Origin of the sequence: Streptomyces sp. NBC_00620 (assembly GCF_026341825.1) — a bacterium.
In the GTDB taxonomy this organism is placed as follows: Bacteria; Actinomycetota; Actinomycetes; order Streptomycetales; family Streptomycetaceae; genus Streptomyces.
The window spans coordinates 368,174-394,021 of sequence record NZ_JAPENY010000002.1 but is presented as its reverse complement, the minus strand read 5'-3'; the positions used below and the strand labels follow the sequence as shown (position 1 = coordinate 394,021).

The window sequence follows — 25,848 nt, the reverse complement described above, 5'->3', positions numbered from 1 at the left end:
GGAGTCCAAGCCTGTACGCAGATCGGGTCGGCGCGCCCGCGAAGGACAACGATCCGACCCAAAAGGGGGTACTGCCGTACGGAGGAAACGTGTTGGAGCGGCCGAGGTGCTAGGAGTCGTGCGCGCGGGCCGGGTTGACGCCGCGCGTTGACGTGGGGCCCTCTCCTCAGGCGGTGAAGTCGGCCCGGTGGTCGACGGCCCATTCGGCGAAGGTGCGGGCCGGGGACCCTGTGACCGCCTCGACCGTCTTGGTGATCTCCGGGCGTATGCCCACGGTGGCCGCGAGGGACTTCAGGACGCCGGGGAGCATCTGAGGCGGGACGTGCGGGAAGAGGTCGCGGCCCACCTCGTCGGGCGGGACCTCGACGAAGCGCAGTTCGCGGCCGAGGGCACGGCCGATCGCGGCGATCTGCTCGCCGGTGGTGACCGCGGCGGGGCCCGTGAGGCGGTGGACGGCGCCGGTGTGTCCGTCGTCGAGGAGGGCGCGGGCGGCGACGGCGGCTATGTCGCCCTCGTGGATGGGCGCGGTGAGGGCGCCCGCGTAGGGGCCGCGGACGGTGTCGCCGGAGCGGATCTGCGGGGCCCACTGGCGGGCGTTGGCGGCGAACGCGTTGGGGCGCAGGAAGGTCCACTCCACGCCGCTGTCGCGGACTTGTCTCTCGATGGCGGCGTGCCAGGCGTAGACGGGGTGGGTCTCGTCGGCGCCCTCCCGGATGATCCCGGAGGAGAGCATCACGATGTGCCGGACGCCCGCCGCACGGGCCGCGTCGAGCACCGCTCCGGTCCGGTCACCGGTGGCCTGCACCTGGAGGAACAGTTTGGACGCGCCCTTGAAGAGGGCGGCCGGGTCGGTGAGGTCGAGGCGCGCGACCTCGGCCGCCGCGGGGAGCGTCGCCTGTTCCGGGTCCCGGGTCAGGGCCCGCACGGGCCGGTTCTCGGCGACCAGACGGCCGACGAGCGCACGGCCCACGTTCCCGGTGGCACCGGTCACAACGATCATGCGTTCTCCTCCTTGGGCTGATCATCCCTGGCCTCCCCGAGCCTAGGAGGGATGATCAGCCCGCCGCATCGTCTTGCGGGAACCGGCTCTCAGGTCGCCGGTCCTACGCCTCCCTGACCCGCAACGCCCGCGCCAGGTCGTCCAGTTGGTCGGCGAGCTTGCGGCGCAGGGCCGGGATGGGGTCGGCGTCGCGGAGGCAGGCCTCGCCGAGGGCGAGGGTCTCCGGGGCGACGGCGTGGACGGGGAAGGCCCAGCGTCCCGCGGCTTCGGCGATGGCGGGGCCGCGGCGGGCGGCGAGGGCCACCGCGTCGGGCCAGAAGCGCTCGACGTACTCCCTGACGAGGTCGGCCTGTTCGGGCTGCCAGAATCCCTGGGCGGTGGCGGTGAAGAGGTAGTTGGAGAGGTCGTCGTTGGTGAACATCGCCTCCCAGGCCGCCTGCTTGGCCTGCGGGTCGGGCAGTGCGGCGCGGCAGCGTGCGGCGCCTTCCTGACCGGTGGCGCTGGGGTCCTGGACGAGTTCGGCGTCGATGACGGCGTCGTCGATCGCGCCGAGGACGGCGAGCCGGCCCAGGATGCGCCAGCGCAGCTCGGGGTCGAGCTCGGGGCCGCCGGGGACGGTGCCCTCGGAGAACCAGGCGCTGATGGTGTCCGGGTGGGCGGCGACGTCGATGAAGTGGCGTACGGCGGTGAGGCGCAGGCCGGGGTGGGAGCCGTCCTCGGTGCGGCGGATGAGGTCGCGGCACAGGGAGGTGAGGATGCCGAGGGCGGCAGGGCGCTCCTCGGGGCGTACGAAACGGTCGGCGACCTGTGCGGCGGCGAAGGACAGGACGCCCTGGACGAGCGCGAGGTCGGTCTCCTCGGGCAGGTGGGCGGCGGCGGTCTCCAGGTAGGCGGCCGGGGCGAGTTCACCGTCGCGGGCCATGTCGCGCAGGGTGTTCCACAGGACCGCGCGGGTGAGGCCGTCGGGGATCGCGGAGAGGCCGCGCAGGACGGTTTCCAGGGAGGTCTCGTCGAGGCGGATCTTGGCGTACGTCAGATCCGCCTCGTTGGGGACGACCAGGGCGGGGCGGCGTCCGGGGAAGCTCTGGGCCGTGTCGTCCATGGGCAGGTCGAGGCTGATGCGCTCGCGCGCGACGAGGGTGCGGCCGTCGGCGGGTTCGCGGTCGTAGAGGCCGACCTCGACACGGTGCGGGCGGCTGCCGTCGCGGTCGACGGTGAGCGACCAGCCGGGCCTGTCGTCGGTGACGGTGGTGGTGAGGGTGTCGACGCCGGTGGTGCGCAGCCAGGCGTCGGCCCAGGCGTGCACGTCCCGCTCGGTGGCCCCGGCGAGGGAGTCGATGAAGTCGGCGAGGGTGGCGTTGCCGAACTTGTGGCGGGCGAAGTGGGTGTTGATGCCGTCGAGGAAGTCCTTCTCGCTGAGCCAGGCGACGAGTTGGCGCAGCGCGGAGGCGCCCTTGGCGTAGGAGATGCCGTCGAAGTTGAGCATCGCGGACGCGGTGTCGGGGACCGCGTCCGGGTCGGGCGCGACGGGGTGCGTGGAGGGGCGCTGGTCGGCGTCGTAGCCCCAGGGCTTGCGGCTGACGCCGAACTCGGTCCAGGTCTCGGTGAACCGGGTCGCTTCGGTGAGGGTCTGGTAGCCCATGTACTCGGCGAAGGACTCGTTCAGCCAGATGTCGTCCCACCAGCGCAGCGTGACGAGGTCGCCGAACCACATGTGGGCCATCTCGTGTGCGATGACCATGGCGCGGGTCTGCCGCTCGGTGTCGGTGACGGCGGAGCGGTAGACGAAGTCGTCGCGGAAGGTGACGAGTCCGGGGTTCTCCATGGCGCCGGCGTTGAACTCGGGGACGAACGCCTGGTCGTAGGAGTCGAAGGGGTAGGGCTCGTCGAACTTCTCGTGGTAGCGGTCGTAGCAGGCGCGGGTGACGTCGAGGATCTCGTCGGCGTCGGCGTCCAGGTAGGGGGCCAGCGAGCGGCGGCAGTGGATGCCGAAGGGGAGGCCGCGGTGCTCGGTGCGTACGGAGTGCCAGGGTCCCGCGGCGACGGCGACGAGGTAGGTGGAGATCAGCGGGGTCGCGGCGGCTTCCCAGCGGCCCTCCCCGAGGTGTTCGGTGACGCCGTTGGCGAGGACGGTCCAGCCCTCGGGGGCGGTGACTGACAGCTCGAAGACGGCCTTCAGGTCGGGCTGGTCGAAGGCGGCGAAGACGCGCTGGACGTCCTCCATGAACAGCTGGGTGTAGAGGTAGGTCTCGCCGTCGGTGGGGTCGGTGAAGCGGTGCATGCCCTCGCCGGTGCGGGAGTAGCGCATCGCGGCGTCGACGCGCAGCTCGTGCTCGCCTGCGGTCAGGCCCTTGAGCGGCAGCCGGTTCTCGTCGAGGGTCTCGGGGTCGAGGGGCTGCCCGTCGAGGGTGACGGAGCGCAGCTCGGCGGGCTTCAGCTCGACGAAGGTGTCCGCGTCTGTGCGGGCCGTGAACCGGATGACGGTCCGGGAGTCGAAGGTGTCGTCGCCACCGGTCAGGTCGAGTGCGATCCCGTAGTGGTGGACGTCGAGGAGCTTGGCACGGGTCTGCGCTTCGTCGCGCGTCAGTACGGATATGGGGACATGCTGCCTGATGGGTCCGACAGCGCACAGAGGTGGCCCGCTTTACGGCCTTTGCCCCCCAACCTGGCTAGGAGGTCCGGTCCTGCCTCAGCTTCCCGTGGCGGGCCTCGCGCTGGAGGGGCACGCGGGTGTCGGGGTGCGCGAGGGCGGGGTCCGGGGTGTGTTCCTTGACCAGGGCGCGCAGTTCGCGCACTTCGCGTTCCAGGCTCTGGTAGCGCTGGTGGGTGTCGTACAGGTAGCGGACCTTGGTGCGCAGGGCCCAGGGGTCGATGGGTTTCATGACGAGGTCGGCGACGCCGAGGCCGAAGGCGGTGGCGGTCAGTTCGGCGTCGGGGCCGAAGCCGGTGACCAGGATGATGGGGATGTGCTGGGTCTGTCCCACGCGCCGCATGTAGCGCACGACGTCGAGGCCGCTGACGCCGGGCATGCGCACGTCGAGGACGAGCAGTCCGACCTGGCCGCGCAGGACTTCCTTGAGCGCCTCGTCGCCGCTGGTCGCCCGTGACAGGAGGTAACCCAGCGGGGCCAGGGCGCTCTCCAGGGCGTACAGCGTGTCCTCATGGTCGTCGACGATGAGGATCTTGGCGTCCGAAGGCATGGCCCGACGTCCCCTCGTTTGGACATACCAGCTTATGCCCGCACGGACTCACGACGTGCGCCCGCGGTGGAGAAGGAGTGCTCGGTGCAAAGGCAGCGCAGAGCGCTCAGCGCAGGATGCACGGTGGGGCGGGCCGCTGTCACTCCCCCGTGTCGGCGATGGTGTCGACAGTGCCGTCCGCGATGCGCTCGTGGTGCCGGATGACCTCGGCGATGATGAAATTGAGCAATTTTTCGGCGAAGGCCGGATCCAGCTTGGCGTTCTCGGCGAGTCTGCGCAGCCGGGCGATCTGGTGGGCCTCGCGGGACGGGTCGGCGGGCGGCAGTTGATGGGCGGCCTTGAGGTGGCCGACCTGCTGCGTGCACTTGAAGCGCTCGGCGAGCATGTGGACGACGGCGGCGTCGATGTTGTCGATGCTGTCGCGCAGCCGGTCGAGTTCGGCGCGGACGGCCGGGTCGACCCGGGGGCCCGCGCCGGCGGTCGCCTCGTTGGTGTTGCTGTTGGTCATGGGGACCAACCCTACGTGGCGTGCACACACTCCCTGCAGGCGTATGGGCGCTCCCTATGTGGCGGGCGAACGCTCGATCATGGGTGGATCGTCGGGGTCAGGTATCCGGTCGCTCCAGCCGCCGGGCACCGTACGGCCCTGCTGTTCCCGGAAGCGGACGGGTGCCATGCCGACGCGTCGGGTGAACAGGCGGGAGAAGTAGGCGGGATCGTCGTAGCCCACCTGTCGGGCGACCGCGGCGACGGGGAGATCGGTGGCGGCTAGCAGCTCCTTGGCGCGGCCCAGGCGGATGCCGAGGAGGTAGTCCTTGGGGCTGCGTCCGGCGGCGCGGCGGACGGCGGTGCGCAGTTCGGCGGGGGTCATGCCGTGCCGGGCCGCGTGCTCGGCGACGGACAGTGGCTGGAACGCGTCGCGGGCGAGGGCTTGCAGGACCGGGGAGCCGTCGGGGGCGAGATCGGCGCGGGCGCGGCGCAGCGCGACGAGGAGTTCGTGGACGGCGGCACCCGTCTCGACCTCCAGGAGGGGGTTGTCGCGGCGGGCGGCGCGGGCGATGCGGCCGATGACGGCGCGGGCGCCGGCGGCGTCGGAGAGGGGCACGACGGGCCGGTCCGGTTCGATGTAGCCGAGTTCGGTGTACGTCGCCGTCGCGGGCCCGGTGAAGTCGACGAAGCACTCGTCCCAGCCGGAGTCGGGCCCGTAGTGGTGCGGTACCCCGGGGACCAGCCAGATCAGGGCGGGCGCGGTGACGGTGAGGCGGTGCCCGTCGGGTGTCCGGTACCAGCCGCCGCCCTCGCCGATCACGACGGCCACGTGGTGGTCGAGGGTGCGGGGCCCGACGGTGGGCAGCTCGCCGTACTGGAGGCCGACGCCGAGGCAGACGAGACCGAGCCGGTGATGCACGGGACCGGGGGTGAAATAGCGCATCCAGGTGTGGTACATCCGCTTTAGCCCCTCCCCTTTGGCTCCTCAGATCTGTCCAACCAGCCTTGATCTTTGTCCATGGACCGGGCCGTCGCCAGCGGTGAGGGTGGGCCCATGAGCGAGTTCACGGTGGGGGACACGGATTTTCTGCTGGACGGGCGGCCGGTGCGGCTGCTGTCCGGCGCGCTGCACTACTTCCGGGTGCGCGAGGAGCTGTGGGAGCACCGGCTCGGGATGCTGCGGGCGATGGGGCTCAACTGTGTTGAGACGTACGTTCCGTGGAATCTGCACGAGCCGCGGCCCGGCGAATTCCGCGAAGTGGAGCAGCTGGGGCGTTTCCTGGACGCGGCCCGTGAGGCGGGTCTGTGGGCCATCGTGCGTCCGGGCCCGTACATCTGCGCGGAGTGGGACAACGGCGGGCTGCCGCACTGGCTGACGGGCCGGCCGCGGACCCGGGACGCGGAGTATCTGCGGCAGGTGGAGCGCTGGTTCGGCCGGCTGCTGCCCGAGATCGTGCCCCGGCAGATCGACCGGGGCGGCCCGGTGCTCATGGTGCAGGTCGAGAACGAGTACGGCAGCTACGGCTCGGACCGGGTGTATCTGCGCCGGCTGGCCGACCTGCTGCGTGACAGGGGCGTGACCGTCCCGCTGTTCACCTCGGACGGCCCCGAGGACCACATGCTCACCGGCGGCTCGATTCCGGGAGTCCTCGCGACCGCCAATTTCGGCTCCCACGCGCGCGTGGCCTTCGAGACGCTGCGCCGTCACCAGCCCCAGGGGCCGCTGATGTGCATGGAGTTCTGGTGCGGCTGGTTCGACCACTGGGGCGCCGGTCATGTCGTACGGGATCCGGACGACGCGGCCCAGGCGCTGCGGGAGATCCTGGAGTGCGGTGCGTCGGTCAACCTCTACATGGCGCACGGGGGGACGAACTTCGCGGGCTGGGCGGGCGCCAACCGGGGCGGCGGCGCGCTGCACGACGGACCGCTGGAGCCCGACGTCACTTCCTACGACTACGACGCGCCCATCGACGAACTCGGGCGGCCCACCGAGAAGTTCTGGCGCTTCAGGGAGATCCTCGCCGAGTACGCGGACGGTCCGCTGCCCGATGTCCCGCCCGCGCCCCCTGTGCTCGCCGAGCCCGTCGCGCTGGACCTCGACGCATGGGCCTCCCTGGACGACGTACTGCGGACCCTTGGCGGCCCCGGGGACGAGTACCCCGTGCCGCCGACCTTCGAGGAACTGGACGTCGACCAGGGGCTCGTCAAGTACGAGGTGACCGTGCCCGGCCCCCGGCAGCCGTACCCGCTCACCCTGCGCGGGCTGCGGGACCTGGCGGTGGTGTACGTCGACGGGGCGGCGGCCGGGGTGCTGACCGAGGACGACGCACGGCTCAAGGAGCCCGTCGCGGGGCACGCGCGCGTGGAGCTGTGGGTGGAGTCCCTGGGGAGGGTCAACTACGGTCCGCGCAGCGGCGAGCCGAAGGGCATCACCGGAGGCATCCTGCACGAGCGGCAGTATCTGCACGGGGTGCGGGCGCAGGGTCTGCGGCTGGACGCGGTGGACGACGTCGGCCCGGTCCCCTTCGGCGAACTCCCCGCGGACGGCTCCCGCGGCCTGTACCGGGGCACCTTCACGGTGCGCGGCGCGGGGGACGCCTTTCTCGAACTCCCGGGCTGGACCAGGGGGTTCGTGTGGATCAACGGGTTCAATCTGGGCCGCTACTGGTCCGTGGGCCCGCAGCGCTCGCTGTACGTCCCCGGTCCTGTCCTGCGCGAGGGTGTCAACGAGGTGTGGGTGCTGGAACTTCAGGAGGCTCCGCGGCTTCCTGAGCCTTCGTCTTCGCCGGTGTTGCGCGGCCCGGCCCGGGGCTGACCGTGGGAGCAGGGCGCCCGCGACCGGGGCAGGTCGCGGGCGCCCACGAGCGCGTGTGGCGTCAGAGGGTCAGAGCGTTGCCGCCGCGGCGGCTATGGCCGATGCGAACGTCGAGACCTCGGAGTAGACGCCGGGGGCGTTGGCGCGGGCGCAGCCGATGCCCCAGCTGACGATGCCGACCTGGATCCAGGCGTTGGCGCTGTCCCGGCGGAACATCGGGCCGCCGGAGTCGCCCTGGCAGGTGTCGACGCCGCCCGCCGCGTAGCCGGCGCAGATCTCGTCGCTCGCGACGAGGCCGCTGTAGCCGCTGTAGGAACGACACGTGGCGTCACTGACGAACGGCACGGTGGCCTTCAGCATGTAGCGCTGCTGGGCGCCGCCCTCGGAGGCCGAGCCCCAGCCGGCGATGGTGAAGGTGCCGGTGTTGTACTGCGTGGTGGTGGCGATCTTCAGCGTCGACTGGGTGGTGATGGGCGAGGCGAGCTTGATGAGCGCCCAGTCCTTGCCGTTGCCGTTGTAGCCGGGGGCCCGGTAGACGTAGGTGGACTTGACCTGGACCCGGCCGGTGGTGGACTGGAGGTCGACAACACCGGCGGTGGCGGTGATGCTGGTGTTGGCGCCGGTGCCGCTCACACAGTGCGCGGCGGTGAGCACGATCTGCTGCGTGTAGAGCGCGCCGCCGCAGCCCATGGAGAGCCGGACCATGAACGGGAACTCACCCTGCGCGGCGCGGGTTCCGCCGACGACGGGCGCGGGCGCGGCCTGCGCGCTGGAGAGGGGCTGGAGCGAGACGGCCGCGAGAAGGACGGCGCCGATGGCGAGCGCTCTCTTGACGCCGGTGAATCTCTTCAGAAACTTCAACGTGCTTCCCTTCGTGGGGGGTTGAACGCGCGGCGGGGAGCCGCACGTCACGCACAGCACTGGGCCGCGGCACCGATGGAGCCGACCGACCCGAACGCGTGGCATGTGCCTGCCAAGCTGTTGCGGATTATGAAGAGCCCTCCGCACCCCCGGCAAGGACCTCATTCCAGCCACACCAAGTCCGCCACCCGCGTCCACCACCCGCCGCCCGGCGGACCCCCGGCCTACAGTGGAAGTCAGTTCCGGCGTCTTCAGGGGGTGCGGACGTGGCGAACGGCGGACCCGTCGAGCACGGCTACCCGCACCTCGACACGGTGCGGGCCTCGATCACCGCGCTCTACAAACGGCTCTCGTACGACACCGTCCACACCTTCGCGACCAGCGTGGCCCCCGCCGACGTGGCCTTCAGCGACACCGACGACCTGCATCTGGGCGCGCAGCGCGTGGCCCAGGAGATGGTGCGCCACTACCACCTCCCGGACGCCCGGATGATCGTCGGCTTCCGCGAGATGACGCACGCGGCGAACGTCGAACTCGCCGCGGGCCCCGAGTACTTCATCGAACTCAACGACCGGTTCCGCACCCACCGCCGGGACATCGGCGCGGCCCTCGCCCACGAGGTCATGCACGTCTACCTGCACCGCCTCGGCCTCGACTTCCCCGGCACCCGCGACACCGAGATCCTCACGGACACCGCGGCGACCTACCTCGGCGCGGGCTGGCTCCTCCTCGACGCCTTCCGCGAGGACGCGGACTCCTCGCAGAAGCTCGGCTATCTGACGCCGGAGGAGTTCGGCTACGTCCTCGCCAAGCGGGCGCTGGTCTTCGGCGAGGACCCCTCGATCTGGTTCACCAGCCCGCAGGCGTACACCGCGTACACCAAGGGCATGGCCCAGGCCCACCACGACGAGCGGCAGCCCCCGCTGACCGCCGCCGGCTGGGCGGGCCGCCACCGCTACGCCAAGGACCGCCGCTACGCCCAGGACCACCACACCCCCGGCCCAGGGCCCGGCGTCCCCTACACCTTCACCCCCGACGGCCGCGGCCCGCTGCGCGTGTCGTTCCCCTGCCCCACCTGCCACCAGCGGATCAGGGTGCCGGTACGCGGCCGGGTACGGGCACGGTGCGCGCTGTGCCGGACGGTGCTGGAGTGCGACACGTAGGTGACGAGACGTAAGAGGTGAGGCAGAACACCCCAAAAGCCTTTGCCTCACCCGGCCTTCGGGAGCGAGGGTCGAAGGATGAGCACGAACGACCCCACGGCGCTTCTCTTCACCGCTGTGTACGAGGGTGACGAGGACGCGGTCGTACGGCTGCTGCGCTCCGGCGCGGATCCGGAGTCCGTGGACGAGGACGGCCAGACGGTGCTGTACCTGGCGGCGGTGAGCGACCAGCCCGACATCGTACGACTGCTGCTTGCGGCCGGCGCCGCGCCCGACCGGCTCAGCGCGGGCTCCGACGCTCCGCTGTGCGGGGCGGCGTGCGGTGGGCACACCGAGGTCGTACGGGCCCTGCTCGCGGCCGGAGCCGGTCCCGACACCGTGGAGGAGTTCGGGTTCACGGCGCTGGCGTGGGCGTTGCGGTGCGGCCATGTCGCCGTGGCGGAGGCCCTTCTCGCGGGCGGCGCGGATCCGGACCGGCCCGGGCCGAGCGGCGAGCTCCCGCTGGTCGCGGCCGCGCGGCGGGGGTCGCCCGGCTGCGTGCGCGCCCTCCTCGCGCACGGCGCGCGGTCCCGCTCCGAGGCCCTCGCGGAGGCGCGCCGCTGGCTGGCCCTCGACGTCGAGGCCGAACCCCGCGCGGGCCTCGAGCAGGCCTACGGCCCCGGCCGCCGCTCCGTCACCCACCGCCACCCGGCGGACGGCGGCGTCATCATCGAGGTCCAACTCCTCGACGCGGAAGGCAACCCGACGGCGGGCAACGACCAGCAGACGGGGCATGCGGAGATAGCGACCATGCTCGGTGGGTGAGGGGTTTTTCGCCCCCTCCGCCCCTACCCATTCCCGTTCACTTGGGGGCTCCGCCCCCAAACCCCCGCTCCTCAAACGCCGGAGGGGCTGAAGATTTCCCCGGCCGGCGCTGAGATCTTTCAGCCCGTCCGGCGTTTGAGGACGAGGCCGTCCAGGCCGAAGCGGGGGTCTGGGGGCGGCAGCCCCCAGGTACGGGACGGGTAGGGGCGGAGGGGGCGAAAAAACCCAACCCTCACCCCGCCCCGTACACCGCCCCCGGCACCTCCGCCCCCGCCAACAACTTCACCACCGCATCCCCCACCTCCACCGGAGTCCACCGCGCCCCCTTGTCCACACCGGGCCCCGCCCGCCACCCCTCCATCACAGTGATCCGCCCACCCTCGGCCTCGAAGACCCGCCCGGTGACCCCGGCACTCGCCGCGGACCCAAGCCACACCACCAACGGAGACACGTTCTCCGGCGCCATCGCGTCGAAGCCCCCGCCACCCTCAGGCGCGGCCATCATCGACGCGAACGCCCCCTCCGTCATCCGCGTCCGCGCGGCAGGCGCGATCGCGTTGACCTGAACCCCGTACCGCCCCAACTCGGCGGCGGCGACCAGCGTCAGCCCCACGATCCCGGCCTTCGCAGCGCTGTAGTTCCCCTGCCCGACAGACCCCAACAACCCCGCCCCGCTACTGGTGTTGACCACCCGGGCGACAGGCGGATGCCCGGCCTTGGCCTCCGCCCGCCAGTACGACGCCGCATGCTTCAACGGCAGGAAGTGCCCCTTGAGATGGACCCGCATCACGGCGTCCCAGTCGTCCTCGTCGAGATTGACCAGCATCCGGTCGCGCAGGAACCCCGCGTTGTTGACGAGGGTGTCGAGGCGCCCGTACGTCTCCAGCGCGGCGCGCACGAGGGACGCGGCACCCTCGGTCGTCGCGACGTCGCCCCCGTGGGCCACCGCCACCCCGCCCGCCGAGCGGATCTCGTCGACGACCTGCACGGCGGGAGACCCGGAACCGGGTGCGCCGTCGAGACCGACCCCGAGGTCGTTGACAACGACCCGCGCGCCCTCGGCGGCGTACGCGAGCGCGTGCGCCCGGCCGAGCCCGCGGCCCGCACCCGTGACGACGACGACCCGGCCCTCACACAGCAACGGTGCACTCATCCCAGCTCTCCTCAGCTCTCCTTGTTGGCGGTCGCGGCATCGAGGAAGGCGGGCCGCTCCCCGCCCCCGTGGACGAGCAGCGAGGCCCCGCTGATGTAGGCGGCGGCGTCGGAGGCGAGGAAGACGGCGGCCTCTCCGACGTCGTACGGCTCGGCGAGGCGGCCCAGTGGCACGGTCCGCGCGACGGCGGCGACCGCATCCTCGTCCCCGTAGTGCAGATGCGACCGTTCGGTGCGGACCATGCCGACGACGAGGGTGTTGACCCGGACGTCGGGGGCCCACTCGACGGCCATCGAACGGGCCAGGTTCTCCAGTCCCGCCTTGGCCGCCCCGTACGCCGCCGTGCCGGGCGAGGGCCGCGTCCCGCTCACGCTGCCGATCATCACGACCGCCCCCTTGGCCCGCCGGAGATGGCGGTGCGCGGCGAGGGAGGCGGTCAGCGGCGCGATGAGGTTGAGCTCGATCACCCGCGCATGGCGTTCGGCGTCCGACTCCGCGAGCGGCAGGTAGGGGGAACCGCCCGCGTTGTTGACCAGGACGTCGAGCCGGGGCAGGGCGTCGAAGAAGTCGCGGACGGCGGGCGGGTCACGCAGATCCACGGACGCGAACCCGACACCCTCGACCGGCACTTCGGGCGGCCTGCGCGCGCAGACCACGACGTCGGCGCCCGCCCGTGCGAAGGCCCGCGCGATCCCGGCCCCGACCCCGCGGGTGCCGCCCGTGACGACGACGGTCCTGCCGCCGAGATCCACGTTGTCCACAGGGCCTCCCGCTGGGATGCATTCGCTGCTAGCTTCGAAATCGCACCTAACAAACGTTTGGTGGAAAGATAGCTGAAGGTAGCTGATGTGCCCATGGGTGTCTCCACCTCGACCCCGGAAAAGGGGATCTCCGTCGTCACGGTCGACTTCCCGCCGGTGAACGCACTGCCGGTGCGGGGCTGGTTCGACCTGGCCGACGCCGTCCGCGCGGCGGGCCGCGACCCGGGGATCCGCTGTGTCGTACTGACCGCCGAGGGCCGCGGTTTCAACGCGGGCGTGGACATCAAGGAGATACAGCGGGACACCACCGGCGGTACACAAGGTCATGACGTGCTCATAGGCGCGAACCGCGGCTGCTTCGAGGCGTTCGCGGCGGTGTACGAGTGCGAGGTGCCGGTGGTCGCGGCGGTGCAGGGCTTCTGTCTGGGCGGCGGGATAGGCCTCGTCGGCAACGCGGACGCGATCGTGGCGAGCGACGACGCCACCTTCGGGCTGCCCGAGCTGGACCGCGGGGCACTGGGCGCGGCCACCCATCTGGCCCGTCTGGTCCCGCGGCACCTGATGCGCGTCCTCTACTACACCTCGCGCACCGCGACCGCGGCCGAGCTGCACGCGCACGGCTCGGTGTGGCAGGTCGTGCCGCGCGGCGAACTGCGCGCGGCCGCCCTGGAGCTGGCCCGCGAGATCGCCGCGAAGGACGGCCGTCTCGTCCGGCTCGCCAAGGCCGCCATCAACGGCATCGACCCCGTCGACGTACGCCGCAGCTACCGCTTCGAGCAGGGCTTCACCTACGAGGCCACTCTCAGCGGGGTGGCCGACCGCGTTCGCGACAGCTTCGGCAAGGAGGCCACTCAGTGAGCGACAAGACCATGTCGGCCCAGGAGGCCGTGGGCCGCCTGGAGAGCGGGATGACCCTCGGCATCGGCGGCTGGGGTTCGCGCCGCAAGCCGATGGCCCTGGTGAGAGCACTGCTCCGGTCCGGGATCACCGATCTCACCGTCGTCTCGTACGGCGGCCCGGACGTGGGCCTGCTCGCCGCCGCCGGGCGGATTCGGAAGCTGGTGACCGCCTTCGTCACCCTCGACTCGATCCCGCTCGAACCGCACTACCGCGCGGCGCGCGAGAGCGGGGCCTTCGAGCTGATGGAGGTCGACGAGGCGATGTTCATGTGGGGGCTGCACGCCGCCGCGAACCGGCTGCCCTTCCTGCCGGTGCGCGCCGGGCTCGGCTCGGACGTGATGCGGGTCAACCCCGGGCTGCGGACGGTCACTTCGCCGTACGCCGATGAACTCTCCGGCGTCAGGGAGGAGTTCGTCGCCATGCCCGCCCTGCGGCTGGACGCGGCCCTGGTCCACATGAACCGCGCGGACCGGCTCGGCAACGGCCAGTACCTGGGCCCGGACCCGTACTTCGACGACCTGTTCTGCGAGGCGGCGGACGCGGCGTACGTCTCCTGCGAGCGGATCGTCGACACGGCGGAGCTGACCAAGGAGGCCGCGCCGCAGACCCTGCTGCTCAAGCGGTCGAGCGTGACGGGTGTCGTCGAGGCTCCGAACGGCGCGCACTTCACATCCTGCGCGCCGGAGCACGGACGCGACGAGGCCTTCCAGAAGCTGTACGCGACCACGCCGTACGCGGAGTTCGCCGAGCGGTTCCTCGGCGGCGACGAACACGCCTACCAGAGCGCCGTCCAGGCCTGGCAGAAGGAGCAGCACCAGTGAACCCGACACCGGCCGAGTACTGCGTGATCGCCTGCGCCGAGGCCTGGCGGGACAACGGCGAGGTGCTCGCCAGCCCCATGGGCCTGATCCCGTCCATCGGCGCCCGCCTCGCCAAGCGCACCTTCTCCCCCGATCTGCTGCTGACCGACGGCGAGGCGATGCTCGTCGGCCTCGACGGGACGCCGGAGGGCTGGCTGCCGTACCGGCAGCACCTGACGATGGTGACCGGCGGGCGCCGGCACGTGATGATGGGCGCGAGCCAGATCGACCGCTTCGGCAACCAGAACATCTCGTGCGTCGGCGACTGGGCCAGGCCCAAGCGCCAACTGCTCGGCGTGCGCGGCGGGCCGGTCAACACCCTCAACAATCCGACTAGTTACTGGATCCCGAAACACTCCACGCGCGTCTTCGTCCCGAAGGTCGACATGGTGTGCGGGGTGGGGTACGACCGCGCCGCCGCGGCGGGTCCGAGCGCCACCCGCTTCCACCGCATCCCCCGCGTGGTGACCGACCTCGGCGTCTTCGACTTCGCCACCCCCGACCACTCGATGCGCCTCGCCTCCCTGCATCCGGGCGTCACCGTCGAGCGGGTCAGGGAGGCGACGGGCTTCGAGCTGTACGTCCCCGACGAGGTGCCGTACACCCGCGAACCGACCCCGGTGGAGCTGGAGTTGATCCGCGAGGTCATCGACCCGAAGGGCGCACGGGACCGCGAGGTTCCCGGGGCGGGAATGATTCCCGGGGCCGCCAGGACCGGGCCCACAAAGACCGGGACCGCCAAGGCCGGGGGCCGCTGATGGACACCGCGTTCACCCGGCTCGTCGGGATCCGCCACCCGATCGTGCAGACCGGCATGGGCTGGGTGGCGGGCCCCCGCCTGGTCTCCGCCACGGCGGAGGCGGGCGCACTGGGTGTCTTGGCCTCCGCGACGATGCCCCTCGGCCAACTGCGGGACGCCGTACGGGAGGTCAGGTCCCGCACGGACGCGCCGTTCGGCGTGAATCTGCGGGCCGACGCCGGGGACGCGGGCGACCGGGTGCGGATCATCATCGACGAAGGCGTACGCGTCGCCTCCTTCGCACTGGCCCCCTCACGCGAGCTGATCGCGGAGCTGAAGGAGGCGGGCGTGGTCGTCATCCCCTCCGTCGGGGCGCGCCGGCACGCCGAGAAGGTGGCCGCCTGGGGTGCGGACGCGGTGATCGTGCAGGGCGGTGAGGGCGGCGGGCACACCGGCGAGGTGGCGACGACCGTGCTGCTGCCGCAGGTGGTGGACGCGGTGGACATCCCGGTCGTGGCGGCGGGCGGTTTCCACGACGGGCGGGGGCTGGTGGCCGCGCTGGCGTACGGCGCGGCGGGCGTCGCCATGGGCACGCGTTTCCTGCTGACCTCCGACTCGACGGTCCCGGACGCGGTGAAGGCGCGGTACCTGGCGGCGACGGTCAAGGACGTCACGGTCACGACGGCCGTCGACGGACTCCCGCACCGCATGCTGCGTACGGACTTCGTCGACTCCCTCGAGAAGTCGGGCCGTACGAGGGCTCTCGCTCAGGCCGTCCGCCGGGCGGCCGGCTTCAGGAAGATATCCGGACTCTCCTGGCCTGCCATGATCCGCGACGGCCTCGCGATGAAGCACGGCAAGAACCTGTCCTGGAGCCAGGTCCTCCTCGCCGCCAACACGCCCATGCTGCTCAAGTCCGCGATGGTGGACGGGCGTACGGACCTCGGGGTGATGGCGTCGGGGCAGGTCGCCGGGGTGATCGACGACCTGCCCTCGTGCACCGAGTTGGTGGACCGGATCATGACCGAGGCGGAGGAGGCGTTGAAGTCCTTGGAGCTGCTCAGAGCCGCTCGATGATGGTGACGTTCGCCTGACCGCCGCCCTCGCACATGGTCTGGAGCCCGAACCGGCCCCCGGTGCGCTCCAGTTCGTGCAGCAGGGTCGTCATCAGCTTCACGCCGGTGGCGCCCAGCGGATGGCCAAGGGCGATCGCGCCGCCGTTGACGTTGACCTTCTCCGGGTCGGCGCCGGTTTCCTTCAGCCAGGCGAGGACGACCGGGGCGAAGGCCTCGTTGATCTCGACGAGGTCGATGTCGCCGATGGACATGCCGGTCTTCTTGAGGGCGTGCGCGGTGGCCGGGATGGGGGCCGACAGCATACGGATGGGGTCCTCGCCGCGTACGGAGAGGTGGTGCACGCGGGCGCGAGGGGTCAACCCGTGTTCCCGGACGGCCCGTTCGGAGGCGAGGAGCATGGCGGCTGCGCCGTCGGAGACCTGGGAGGAGCAGGCGGCGGTGACGGTGCCACCGTCGATGACCGGTTTCAGGGCGGCCATCTTCTCCAGCGAGGTGTCCCGGCGCGGGCCCTCGTCGACCGTGACCTCCCCGCGCGACACGGTCTCGCGCGCGAAGCGGCCCTCGTCGATGGCACGGATCGCGCGTTCGTGGGAGCGGAGGGCGAACTCCTCCTGGTCCAGACGGCTGATCCCCCACTTGGCGGCGATCAGTTCGGCGCCGTGGAACTGGTTGACGGGCCGGTCTCCGTAGCGCGCCCGCCAGCCCTCGCTGCCCGCGAAGGGGCCCTGAGTGAGGCCGAGCGGTTCGGTGGCCTGGCGGGAGGCGAAGGCGATGGGTATCTGGCTCATGTTCTGGACGCCGCCCGCGACCACCAGGTCCTGGGTGCCGGACAGCACGCCCTGGGCGGCGAAGTGCACGGCCTGCTGGGAGGACCCGCACTGCCGGTCGACGGTGACTCCGGGCACCTCCTCGGGCAGCCCGGCGGCCAGCCAGGCGGTGCGGGCGATGTCCCCGGCCTGCGGCCCGACCGTGTCGAGGCACCCGAAGACGACGTCCTCGACGGCGGCCGGGTCCACGCCCGACCTCTCGACCAGGGCTTTGAGGACATGCGCGCCGAGGTCGGCCGAGTGGACGCCGCTCAGGCCTCCCCTGCGCCGCCCGACGGGCGTACGGACCGCTTCGACGATGTAGGCCTCGGCCATGACAACTCCCTCAGGGAAATGCGGACATGGGGCTCGCGGACATGGATTTATTCGCGTACGGAGATCCCGTCGAGCACCATCGACAGGTACTGCCGGGCGATCTCCTCCGGGCTGTGGTGCCCGCCGGGCCGGTACCAGGACGCGGCGACCCACACGGTGTCGCGCACGAACCGGTAGGTGAGCCGGATGTCGAGGTCGGCCCGGAAGACCTCGGCGGCGACACCGCGCTCCAGCGTGCTCAGCCACGCCTTCTCGAAGTTGCGCTGCGACTCGGTGAGGAACGCGAAGCGCTGCTGCGCGGCAAGGTGTCTGGACTCCTTCTGGTAGATCGCGACGGCGGCGCGGTGCCGGTCGATCTCCCGGAAGGACTCGGTGACCAGGGCCTCCAGGGTTTCCCGGGGGCCGAGTTCGGCGTCCAGGACGGTGTCGTACCCGTCCCAGAGCTCGTCGAGGAAGGTCCGCAGGATCTCCTCCAGCATCGATTCCTTGGAGTCGAAGTGGTAGTAGAGACTGCCCGCGAGCATTCCGGCCTGGTCCGCGATCTTGCGTACGGTGGTGGCGTTGTAGCCCTGCTCGGCGAAGACCTCGGCGGCCGTGTCGAGCAGTTCGCGGCGCCGCTCCGGCGAGGCGGTCACCTGGGGCTTCTTCTTGGTAGGCACGGGCCCATTGTGGTCCTGTGCTCCTCGTATCCACGCATGCCGGCCGCCTCGCCCCTACGCGTGCTGGCTGCTGACGGAGACGACTTCCCCCGTCATGTACGAGGAGTAGCCGGACGCCAGGAACACGATCACGTTGGCCACCTCCCAGGGCTCGGCGTACCGCCCGTACGCCTCGCGCGCCGTCAGCTCCTCAAGGAGCTCCGGAGTGGTCACCTTCACCAGGTGCGGGTGCATGGCGAGGCTCGGTGACACGGCGTTGACCCGCACTCCGTAAGCGGCGGCCTCGATCGCGGCGCAGCGGGTGAGCGCCATGACCCCGGCCTTCGCGGCGGCGTAGTGCGCCTGCCCGGCCTGGGCCCGCCAGCCGACGACGGAGGCGTTGTTGACGACGACTCCGCCGCCCGCCTGCTCCTTGAGCATCCGCAGGGCCGCCCTCGTACACCGGAACGTGCCGTTCAACGTCACGTCGAGCACCTTCGACCACTGCTCGTCGGTCATGTCGACGAGGGCCGAAGTACCGCCGAGACCGGCGTTGTTGACGACTATGTCCAGGCCTCCGTGCAGTTCTCGAGCCGTGCCGAAGAGGGCTTGGACCTGGTCCTCGTCGGTGACGTCGCAGGGCAGCGAGGCGACACTCGCGGCACCGAACTCGGCTGCCAGGGCCTCGGCGCTCTCCTTGAGCCGTCGCGCGTGCGCGTCGCCGATCAGCACGCGGGCGCCCTCTTCGAGGAACCTGTGCGCCGTGGCTCCGCCGATACCGGCGCCGGCCGCCGCGGTGATGACGGCCGTACGCCCCTTCAGCAGCCCGTGCCCGGATACGTACGCCGGACTCTCGACGTCGCTCATGGCTCCACGCTAACCTACCAAACACTTGTTAGGGAAGGTTGCCGCCGAAGGGTTCCCCGAAGGGTGCTGCCGATGGATCTCGACCACTCCCCCGCCGACGAGGCGTTCCGCGCCGAGGCCCGGGCCTGGCTCACGGCCCATGTGCCGCCCGTCCCCCTCCCCTCCTTGGAGACCGGGGAGGGCTTCGCCGCCCACCGGGCATGGGAGTCCGAACTCGCCGCGGACCGCTGGTCGGTGGTGTCGTGGCCGACGGCGTACGGCGGCCGGGGCGTGGACATCGTCCGGTGGCTGGTCTTCGAGGAGGAGTACTACGCGGCGGGCGCGCCGGGCCGGGTCAGCCAGAACGGCATCAACCTGCTGGCCCCCACCCTCTTCGACCACGGGACGCAGGAGCAACGCGCACGCGTGCTGCCGTCGATGGCGACGGGCGAGACCATCTGGGCTCAGGCGTGGTCCGAGCCCGAGGCCGGTTCCGACCTGGCCTCGCTCACCTCCCGCGCGGTGCGCACGGACGGGGGCTGGCTGCTGAGCGGGCAGAAGACGTGGTCCTCGCGAGCCGCGTTCGCGGACCGCGCGTTCGGCCTGTTCCGCAGCGAGCCGGACACCCCGAAGCCCCACCAGGGCCTCACCTACCTGATGTTCGACCTGCGCGCACCGGGTGTGACGGTCCGCCCGATCGGCCGCCTGGACGGCAGACCGGCCTTCGCCGAACTCTTCCTCGACTCCGTCTTCGTCCCCGACGAGGACGTGATCGGAGAGGTGGGCCAGGGCTGGCGGGTCGCCATGTCGACAGCGGGCAACGAACGCGGTCTGACGCTCCGCTCCCCGGGCCGCTTCCTGGCCGCCGCCGACCGGCTGGCCGACCTGTGGCGCACCCGCGCCGACCCCGCGGACACGGCCCTGCGCGACCGGGTGGCCGACGCGGTGATCGGCGCCCGCGCCTACCAGCTCTTCACCTACGCCGGCGCCTCCCGTTTCGCCGCCGGGGAGCCGATCGGGCCGGAGTCCAGCCTGAACAAGGTCTTCTGGTCCGAGTACGACATCGCGCTGCACGAGACGGCGCTCGATCTGCTGGGCCCGGAGGGCGAGTTGGCGGACACCGACTGGTCCGAGGGCTATGTCTTCTCCCTCGCCGGCCCCCTCTACGCCGGCACCAACGAGATCCAGCGCGACATCATCGCCGAGCGCCTCCTCGGCCTCCCGAAGGGCCGCCGCTGATGCGCTTCCTCCTCGACCCCGAGCAGCGCGCCTTCGCCGACTCGTTGAACGCGCTGCTGACGGCGGCGGACACACCGCCGGTCATACGTGCCTGGGCCACCGGCGACCGTACCCCCGGCCGCGCCCTGTGGTCCCGCCTCGCCGACTCGGGCGTCTTCGCACTGGCGGTACCGGAGGCGTACGAGGGCGTGGGCCCCCTTCCCGTGGAACTGGCCGTCGCCTTCGTCGAGTTGGGCCGCCACGGGGTGCCGGGCCCACTGGTGGAGACGGTGGCCGCGGCCACGCTGCTCTCCGAGCTGGGCGAGTCGGGCCCCGCCAAGCGCCTGCTGCCCGCGCTGGCCTCGGGCGAGGCGCTGGCGACGGTCGCGTTGCCCGGCGGAGGCCCGTTCGTCCTGGACGCGGAAGCGGCGGACATCCACCTGACGGTGGACTCCCCCGAAGCCCCCACACGGGACACCACCCCGCCCGCCCGCCTGCACCTCAGCGGCAGCGGCAGCGGCAGCGGTCCCACAGGATCAGCACGCCCCTCCCTCGACCCCGCCAGAAGTCTCACCCTCCCCCACCCCAACGGCGAGCTCCTCGCCACCGGCCCCCACGTGACCCGCGCCGCCGCCCAGACGCTCGCCTGGGCCCGGCTCGCCACCGCCGCCCAGGCGCTCGGTGTCGGACTCGCCCTCCTCGACCGGACGGTGGAGTACGTCAAGCAGCGCACCCAGTTCGGTGTCCCCATCGGCTCGTTCCAGGCCGTCAAGCACCAGCTCGCGGACGCGAAGATCGCCCTGGAGTTCGCGCGGCCCCTGCTGTTCGGCGCGGCGCTGTCCATGGCACCGGCCGACGTCGCGGCGGCCAAGGTCGCGGCGGGCGAGGCGGCGTACGCGACAGCCCGTACTGCGCTGCAACTGCACGGCGCGATCGGCTACACGGCCGAGTACGACCTGTCCCTCTGGCTCACCAAGGCCCGTGCCCTGCGCACCGCGTGGGGCAGCCCGGCCGAATGCAGGGCCGAAGTCCTCACCGCGGTCAGTGGTGGTGATCCTCGCTCGTAAGCTCCCGGTACTCCTCCGCCGTCGGCTTCGGGATCTGTGTGTCGGGCCCGTACATGGCCCGGGCCAGACGCGCCCGCAACTTGCGCGAGGGACCGACGCGGCGGGTGACACCGTTCGCGTCGACGAGCGGACCCACCTCGTACGGCGTCGCCTGGTCGTGCTGGGTGAGGGCGAACCGCTGTGCCTGTGTGAGCGGTTCGTGGACCTCGACGAACTCGCCGTCGGGGAGCCGCTTGATGGTGCCCGACTCCCGTCCGTGCAGCACCTTGTCGCGGTCCCTGCGCTGCAACCCCATACAGATCCGCCGCGTGACGACGAAGGCGAGCACCGGCACGGCGAAGAAGGAGATCCGCACGAACCATGTGATCGAGTTGATCGACAGGTGCAGATGCGTGGCCACGATGTCGTTGCCGCCGCCGATCAGCAGCACCCCGTACAGACTCAGCCAGGCCACGCCGAGACCCGTGCGGGTGGGCGCGTTGCGCGGCCGGTCCAGGATGTGGTGTTCGCGGGTGTCCCCGGTGATCCATGACTCGATGAACGGGTACACGCCGATCGCCAGCATGATCAGCGGGAAGAGGGAGAAGGGGATGAAGACGCCCAACGCCAGTGTGTGGCCGAATGCGTTGATCTCCCATCCCGGCATCACCCGGATCAGCCCCTCGGAGAAGCCGAGGTACCAGTCGGGTTGGGCGCCGGTGGTGACCAGGTCGGGGCGGTAGGGCCCGAAGGCCCACACGGGGTTGACCGTCGCGATCGCCCCCATCATCGACAGCACCCCGAACACGAGGAAGAAGAAGCCGCCCGCCTTGGCCATGTAGACCGGCATGAACGGCATGCCGACCACGGACTTCTGGTCCCGTCCGGCCCCGGGGTACTGCGTGTGCTTGTGGTAGAAGACCAGGATCAGATGGGCGACCACCAGGCCCAGCATGATCCCGGGCAGCAGGAGCACATGGATCGGGAAGAACCGCGGAATGATGTCGTGGCCCGGGAACTCCCCTCCGAAGAGGAAGAAAGAGAGGTACGTCCCCACCACCGGGACGGACAGGATCGCACCCTGCGCGAAGCGGACACCGGTGCCCGAGAGCAGGTCGTCGGGGAGCGAGTAGCCGGTCAGGCCGGTGATGATCCCGAGGAACAACAGGGTCCAGCCGAACACCCAGTTGACCTCGCGCGGCTTGCGGAACGCGCCGGTGAAGAACACCCGCATCATGTGCACGAGCATCCCGGCGACGAACACGAGCGCCGCCCAGTGGTGGATCTGCCGGATCAGCAGTCCGCCGCGCACGTCGAAGCTGATGTCGAGCGTGGACTCGTACGCCCGCGTCATGATGACGCCGTTGAGGGGTTCGTAGGAGCCGTTGTAGACGACCTCGATCCCGCTCGGCTCGAAGAACAGCGTGAGGTAGACGCCGGTGAGGATCAGGACGATGAAGCTGTAGAGGCAGACCTCGCCCAGCATGAACGACCAGTGGTCCGGAAAGACCTTGCGCAGGTTGGTCTTGGCCATCGGGTACAGCCCGAGACGCCCGTCGGCCCAGTCCGCGAGCCGCTCACCCTTGGCCGGCTGCACCGGTCGCCCGTTCCGCCCGGCCTCCACCGATCGCGCGCCCATACGTAGCCTTCCCCTCGGCTTCCCTCAGGGTGGCACGGCGTCCCGGCTAAGCCAACGGGAGCGTCAGGATCCCCGCCAACTGGGCCTGTTGGGCAATACCGACCACGGCGGCAGGGCCCACCGCGTGCAGCACGGCTGCTTCCTCGCCGGTGAGCAGCGCGGCGTCGTACCGGCGAAGGGCCAGCCCGGCCACCTCGGCGCTCCCGTCGAGGGCGACCACGAGAGCGGGCGCGGCGGGGAGGGTCAGGCGGCCGCGTACGACGGCGACCGTCGGGGCCGTGCGACCGGCGCCCCGGCGCCACATCACGTTGAGGTTCACGACCCGGCCGTCGAGCAGCCGGCAGTCGGTGGGGACGTCGCCCCTGAAGTCCTGGGGTACGTAACGGGAGTCGACGAGCCGCCGCTCCCCGCCCACGGTCAGGTCCATGCCCGCGCCCTCGACGACGGTGAGGGTGCGGTCGATGTAGGGGAAGGCCGAGAACGGCCCGTCCGCGGCGACCTCGGCGAGGCTCACCCGCCAGTCGAAGTCGTCCATGCCCGCGCCTTCGGGCGAAGCGACGATCTCGCGGGTCACCCCGCCCCCGTTCTTCCAGGGCACGGCGAGTCGGTCGGCGGCGGGCAGGAGACGTACGGTCACTGCACGATCCCCCGCGCCCGCGCCGCCGCCAGCCACAGCGGGAACTCCCCCACGAGCCGGTCGTACAGCTCACTGTCGGACACCCGCCGTGGCTCCGAACCGGCGTGGAAGAACCCGGCGTTGTCGACGATCCGCTTCTGCGGCACCGGCAACTCGTCCAGCTTGCGCAGGAATTCGAACTGCCTGCTCCCCGGATCCCCGAACCCTATGAACTGCCAGAACAGCGGAAGCTTCGCCGCCTTGCACAAGTACCGTTCGGCGGCGAGCTTGTTGATCGGTCCGCCGTCGGTCTGGAAGACGACGAGGGCGGGGTCCTTGGAGCCGCTGTCGAGGTAGTGGTCGATGACCGCGTCCATGGCGAGGTGGTAGCTGGTCTTGCCCATGTGCCCGAGCCCGGACACGATCTGGTCGATGCGTCCCTGGTGGTTGACGAGGGCGATGTCGGTGACGGCGTCGATGTCGGTGGAGAAGAAGACGACCGGCACCGTCCCGTCGTCGTCGAGGTGCGCCGAGAGCCCCAGCACCCGGTCGGCGAGCGCCTGCACACTGCCGTCCTTGTAGTACGGCTTCATCGACCCCGAGTAGTCCACGACCAGGTACACGGCGGCCCGCTGCCCGCTCAGCCCGTGCTTGGTGAGGGAGACCCCTGCGCTCTTGTACAGACTGACCAGCGCGGGCGCGGTCTCCTCCACCTTGGTGAGGCTGATTCCGGCCATGCGGGGCTCCCATCGCGCGAGGGTCGCGGAAGTGCCGAGATTACGTCACCGCAGGCACGGGCAGGCATCGCAGGCCCCTGCCGTCCCACGCATACACCGGCATTCGCTATTTTGTTCGCCGCAGCCCCACCGGCTCACCGTCCCGCTGTCACCCGCACACATCTCCCGAGGAGCCGACGTGGAGCCCGAGTCCACCGTCACCACCTGCTACCGCCATCCCAAGGTGGAGTCGCATGTGCGCTGCACCCGGTGCGACCGCTACATATGCCCGGACTGCATGCGCGAGGCGGCCGTCGGTCACCAGTGCCCGGAGTGCGTGAAAGAGGGCGTGCGGTCCGTGAGAGAGGCCCGCACGGCCTTCGGCGGCCGGATCTCGACGGCGCCCGTGGTGACGTACGTACTGATCGCGCTCAATGTGCTGGCGTACGTGGGTGAGCTGGTGCGTCCGGCGATCGTGGACCGGTTCGAGATGCTGGGCGCGGGTCTGGTGGGTCCGGACGGTCTGTACTACGTCTGGCAGGCCGTCTACCCCTCGGACTTCCACGCGGAGGGTGTGGTGGACGGGGAGTGGTACCGGCTGCTGACCGGCGCCTTCCTCCATCTGCCGCCCACGGAGGGCACGTTCGGGGTTCTGCACATCGTGATGAACATGGTGTCGCTGTGGAACATCGGCCGCGTCGTGGAGTCCCAGCTCGGCCGGATCCGCTATGTCACGCTGTATCTGCTGTCCGCGCTCGGCGGCTCGGTCCTCGTGCTGCTGATCGCGCCGGAAACGCCCACGCTCGGCGCCTCGGGCGCGATCTTCGGCCTGGGGGCCGCGTACTACGTCATGGCCCGCCGGCTGGGCGCGGACATGCAGAGCGTCAACCGCTTCATGGCGGGCCTGCTGCTGTGGCTGCTGATCTCCGCGGGGCTCACCTCCTGGCAGGGCCACCTCGGCGGCCTCCTGACCGGCACCGCCGTCACCCTCGCGTACGCGTACGCACCCCGTGACCGGCGCCGTACGCCGATACAGGTGGCGGCGTGCGTGGGGCTGCTGGTGCTGCTGGTGGTGTCGGCGGCAGGGAAAGTTATCGAACTGAAGAACGGGACGGCGTAGGTCTGCGTTTACTGTGGGCGCCATGAGAAGAGCCGGTTGCCTCCTGCTCGCCGCCGTCCCGCTCCTCGCCACGGCGGCGGTCTACCTCGCCACGTCCGAGAACGCGGGCACGGCGCAGGCCCAGGCGACCGCGTCGCAGCAGCCCGGGCCCGACGCCAAGTCCCTGGCCGAGCAGGCGGCCGACGACGAACTGATCGCCGACCTGCCGCCCGGTCTGACCGCGCCGGACAAGAAGGAGCTGGCCCAGAAGATCGTGGCCAGCGCCGAGAACTCCACACTGAACTGGCGCACCACCTACGCCTACGTCGAGGACATCGGCGACGGCCAGGGCTACACGGCGGGAATCGTCGGCTTCTGCACCGGCACCCACGACCTGCTCACGCTGGTCCAGGACTACACGAAGTCCCACCCGGACAACGGCCTCGCCCGCTATCTGCCCGCCCTGCGCAAGGTCGACGGCACGGACTCCCACGAGGGCCTCGACGGTTTCCCGGCGGCCTGGCGCCAGGAAGCCTCGGTGGCCGCCTTCCGCACCGCCCAGGACTCCGAACGCGACAGCGTGTACTTCGATCCCGCGGTCCGCCTCGCCAAACTCGACGGCCTCGGCACGCTGGGCCAGTTCATCTACTACGACGCGATGGTCCTGCACGGCCCCGGTACCGGCGCCGACGGCTTCTACGGCCTGCGCGACCGAGCCATGGCCGAGGCCGACACACCCTCCCAGGGCGGTTCCGAGAAGTCCTACCTCGATATCTTCCTCGACATCCGCCGCAAGACGATGAAGGGCGACGACGTCCACCTCGACACGACCCGTATCGACACGGCCCAGCGGACCTTCCTGTACGACGGGAACCTCGACCTGCGCACACCGCTGGAGTGGAAGGTGTACGGAGAAACGTTCCGGGTGTCCTGACCTGCCACCCGGTCGCCTTGGCCGGGCAGGGCCGGGACGCACCACGGCGCTCACCACCGTCCGGTCGGGGACAAGGCGAGCGCCGCGTTCAGTTCCGTACGCCTTTGTACGGGACGTCTGTTGGGGTGGAGCG

At 71.1% G+C, this 25,848-nt stretch carries 25 protein-coding genes; 11 read left to right on the top strand and 14 right to left on the bottom strand.

The window, feature by feature from the left end; genetic code table 11:
• Positions 1 to 166: 166 nt before the first annotated feature.
• The 5 genes from OG246_RS20945 to OG246_RS20925 all read right to left on the bottom strand — a co-directional run bounded on the left by OG246_RS20945 (position 167) and on the right by OG246_RS20925 (position 5,647).
• Positions 167 to 1,000, bottom strand: a complete 834-nt coding sequence (locus tag OG246_RS20945) for an NAD(P)H-binding protein (RefSeq protein ID WP_266465497.1) — start codon at positions 998 to 1,000, stop codon at positions 167 to 169.
• Between the two features lie 103 nt (positions 1,001 to 1,103).
• On the bottom strand, positions 1,104 to 3,596 hold the full coding sequence (pepN, locus tag OG246_RS20940; protein ID WP_266470768.1) for an aminopeptidase N: 2,493 nt from the start codon (positions 3,594 to 3,596) through the stop codon (positions 1,104 to 1,106).
• A gap of 73 nt (positions 3,597 to 3,669) precedes the next feature.
• Entirely contained in the window at positions 3,670 to 4,200 is a 531-nt protein-coding gene (locus tag OG246_RS20935) for a two-component system response regulator (protein WP_266465494.1), read from the bottom strand.
• Positions 4,201 to 4,339: 139 nt separating this feature from the next.
• Positions 4,340 to 4,708, bottom strand: a complete 369-nt coding sequence (locus tag OG246_RS20930) for a chorismate mutase (protein ID WP_266465491.1) — start codon at positions 4,706 to 4,708, stop codon at positions 4,340 to 4,342.
• 54 nt (positions 4,709 to 4,762) lie between these two features.
• Positions 4,763 to 5,647 (bottom strand): AraC family transcriptional regulator, encoded by an 885-nt coding sequence (locus OG246_RS20925; RefSeq protein WP_266465488.1) that lies wholly within the window; start codon positions 5,645 to 5,647, stop codon positions 4,763 to 4,765.
• A 96-nt stretch (positions 5,648 to 5,743) separates the two neighbouring features.
• Between OG246_RS20925 and OG246_RS20920 the strand changes: the two genes are divergently transcribed.
• Positions 5,744 to 7,504 (top strand): beta-galactosidase family protein, encoded by a 1,761-nt coding sequence (locus tag OG246_RS20920; RefSeq protein WP_266465486.1) that lies wholly within the window; start codon positions 5,744 to 5,746, stop codon positions 7,502 to 7,504.
• A 69-nt stretch (positions 7,505 to 7,573) separates the two neighbouring features.
• Here the strand turns inward: OG246_RS20920 and OG246_RS20915 are convergent, their stop codons facing one another.
• Positions 7,574 to 8,356 (bottom strand): trypsin-like serine protease, encoded by a 783-nt coding sequence (locus OG246_RS20915; RefSeq protein ID WP_266470765.1) that lies wholly within the window; start codon positions 8,354 to 8,356, stop codon positions 7,574 to 7,576.
• A gap of 275 nt (positions 8,357 to 8,631) precedes the next feature.
• On the opposite strand from OG246_RS20915, the gene OG246_RS20910 reads away from it, so the two are divergent.
• Together OG246_RS20910 and OG246_RS20905 are read left to right on the top strand one after the other, a co-directional pair.
• Positions 8,632 to 9,528, top strand: a complete 897-nt coding sequence (locus OG246_RS20910) for a hypothetical protein (RefSeq protein WP_266465483.1) — start codon at positions 8,632 to 8,634, stop codon at positions 9,526 to 9,528.
• Between the two features lie 78 nt (positions 9,529 to 9,606).
• Positions 9,607 to 10,332, top strand: a complete 726-nt coding sequence (locus OG246_RS20905) for an ankyrin repeat domain-containing protein (RefSeq protein WP_266465480.1) — start codon at positions 9,607 to 9,609, stop codon at positions 10,330 to 10,332.
• 232 nt (positions 10,333 to 10,564) lie between these two features.
• Here the strand turns inward: OG246_RS20905 and OG246_RS20900 are convergent, their stop codons facing one another.
• A complete protein-coding gene (locus OG246_RS20900) occupies positions 10,565 to 11,485 on the bottom strand; it encodes an SDR family oxidoreductase (RefSeq protein ID WP_266465477.1) in 921 nt (306 codons plus the stop codon).
• An 11-nt stretch (positions 11,486 to 11,496) separates the two neighbouring features.
• Positions 11,497 to 12,237: an SDR family oxidoreductase gene (locus OG246_RS20895; protein WP_266470762.1), complete on the bottom strand. Its 741-nt coding sequence runs from the start codon at positions 12,235 to 12,237 to the stop codon at positions 11,497 to 11,499.
• Between the two features lie 102 nt (positions 12,238 to 12,339).
• On the opposite strand from OG246_RS20895, the gene OG246_RS20890 reads away from it, so the two are divergent.
• The 4 genes from OG246_RS20890 to OG246_RS20875 are packed head-to-tail and all read left to right on the top strand — an operon-like array spanning position 12,340 to position 15,822.
• Positions 12,340 to 13,104, top strand: a complete 765-nt coding sequence (locus OG246_RS20890) for an enoyl-CoA hydratase family protein (protein ID WP_266465474.1) — start codon at positions 12,340 to 12,342, stop codon at positions 13,102 to 13,104.
• Positions 13,101 to 13,967 carry a CoA transferase subunit A gene (locus OG246_RS20885; RefSeq protein WP_266465473.1) on the top strand — a complete coding sequence of 289 codons (867 nt, stop codon included), beginning with the start codon at positions 13,101 to 13,103 and terminating at the stop codon, positions 13,965 to 13,967. The genes OG246_RS20890 and OG246_RS20885 overlap by 4 nt, the downstream gene beginning before the upstream one ends.
• Positions 13,964 to 14,764 carry a CoA-transferase subunit beta gene (locus tag OG246_RS20880; protein ID WP_266465471.1) on the top strand — a complete coding sequence of 267 codons (801 nt, stop codon included), beginning with the start codon at positions 13,964 to 13,966 and terminating at the stop codon, positions 14,762 to 14,764. Before OG246_RS20885 ends, OG246_RS20880 begins: the two co-directional genes overlap by 4 nt.
• A complete protein-coding gene (locus OG246_RS20875; protein WP_266465468.1) occupies positions 14,764 to 15,822 on the top strand; it encodes a nitronate monooxygenase family protein in 1,059 nt (352 codons plus the stop codon). The genes OG246_RS20880 and OG246_RS20875 overlap by 1 nt, the downstream gene beginning before the upstream one ends.
• Here the strand turns inward: OG246_RS20875 and OG246_RS20870 are convergent.
• From OG246_RS20870 to OG246_RS20860, 3 genes are read right to left on the bottom strand one after another with little or no spacing between them, the layout of a single operon-like run.
• Positions 15,806 to 16,963, bottom strand: a complete 1,158-nt coding sequence (locus OG246_RS20870) for an acetyl-CoA C-acetyltransferase (RefSeq protein ID WP_266465465.1) — start codon at positions 16,961 to 16,963, stop codon at positions 15,806 to 15,808. The two genes, OG246_RS20875 and OG246_RS20870, sit on opposite strands and share 17 nt — an antisense overlap.
• A 47-nt stretch (positions 16,964 to 17,010) precedes the next feature.
• The gene (locus OG246_RS20865) at positions 17,011 to 17,622 is read right to left on the bottom strand and encodes a TetR/AcrR family transcriptional regulator (protein WP_266465462.1); all 612 of its coding nucleotides are present in this window, start codon (positions 17,620 to 17,622) and stop codon (positions 17,011 to 17,013) included.
• A 54-nt stretch (positions 17,623 to 17,676) separates the two neighbouring features.
• Complete coding sequence (locus tag OG246_RS20860; protein ID WP_266465459.1) at positions 17,677 to 18,468, bottom strand: SDR family oxidoreductase; 792 nt, start codon at positions 18,466 to 18,468, stop codon at positions 17,677 to 17,679.
• 72 nt (positions 18,469 to 18,540) lie between these two features.
• On the opposite strand from OG246_RS20860, the gene OG246_RS20855 reads away from it, so the two are divergent.
• Positions 18,541 to 19,686, top strand: a complete 1,146-nt coding sequence (locus tag OG246_RS20855; protein ID WP_266465456.1) for an acyl-CoA dehydrogenase family protein — start codon at positions 18,541 to 18,543, stop codon at positions 19,684 to 19,686.
• Positions 19,686 to 20,732, top strand: coding sequence for an acyl-CoA dehydrogenase family protein (locus OG246_RS20850; protein ID WP_266465453.1), 1,047 nt, complete (start codon positions 19,686 to 19,688; stop codon positions 20,730 to 20,732). Before OG246_RS20855 ends, OG246_RS20850 begins: the two co-directional genes overlap by 1 nt.
• Here OG246_RS20850 and OG246_RS20845 read toward each other — a convergent pair.
• From OG246_RS20845 to OG246_RS20835, 3 genes are read right to left on the bottom strand one after another with little or no spacing between them, the layout of a single operon-like run.
• Positions 20,707 to 22,350: a cytochrome bc complex cytochrome b subunit gene (locus OG246_RS20845; protein WP_266465451.1), complete on the bottom strand. Its 1,644-nt coding sequence runs from the start codon at positions 22,348 to 22,350 to the stop codon at positions 20,707 to 20,709. The genes OG246_RS20850 and OG246_RS20845 overlap by 26 nt on opposite strands.
• Before the next feature lie 46 nt (positions 22,351 to 22,396).
• Positions 22,397 to 22,987 carry a HutD family protein gene (locus OG246_RS20840; RefSeq protein ID WP_266465448.1) on the bottom strand — a complete coding sequence of 197 codons (591 nt, stop codon included), beginning with the start codon at positions 22,985 to 22,987 and terminating at the stop codon, positions 22,397 to 22,399.
• On the bottom strand, positions 22,984 to 23,703 hold the full coding sequence (locus OG246_RS20835; RefSeq protein ID WP_266465440.1) for a VWA domain-containing protein: 720 nt from the start codon (positions 23,701 to 23,703) through the stop codon (positions 22,984 to 22,986). Before OG246_RS20835 ends, OG246_RS20840 begins: the two co-directional genes overlap by 4 nt.
• A 178-nt stretch (positions 23,704 to 23,881) precedes the next feature.
• On the opposite strand from OG246_RS20835, the gene OG246_RS20830 reads away from it, so the two are divergent.
• On the top strand, positions 23,882 to 24,802 hold the full coding sequence (locus OG246_RS20830) for a rhomboid family intramembrane serine protease (RefSeq protein WP_266465437.1): 921 nt from the start codon (positions 23,882 to 23,884) through the stop codon (positions 24,800 to 24,802).
• A 22-nt stretch (positions 24,803 to 24,824) separates the two neighbouring features.
• Positions 24,825 to 25,715, top strand: a complete 891-nt coding sequence (locus OG246_RS20825) for a chitosanase (RefSeq protein WP_266465434.1) — start codon at positions 24,825 to 24,827, stop codon at positions 25,713 to 25,715.
• The last annotated feature ends 133 nt before the right edge of the window (positions 25,716 to 25,848 follow it).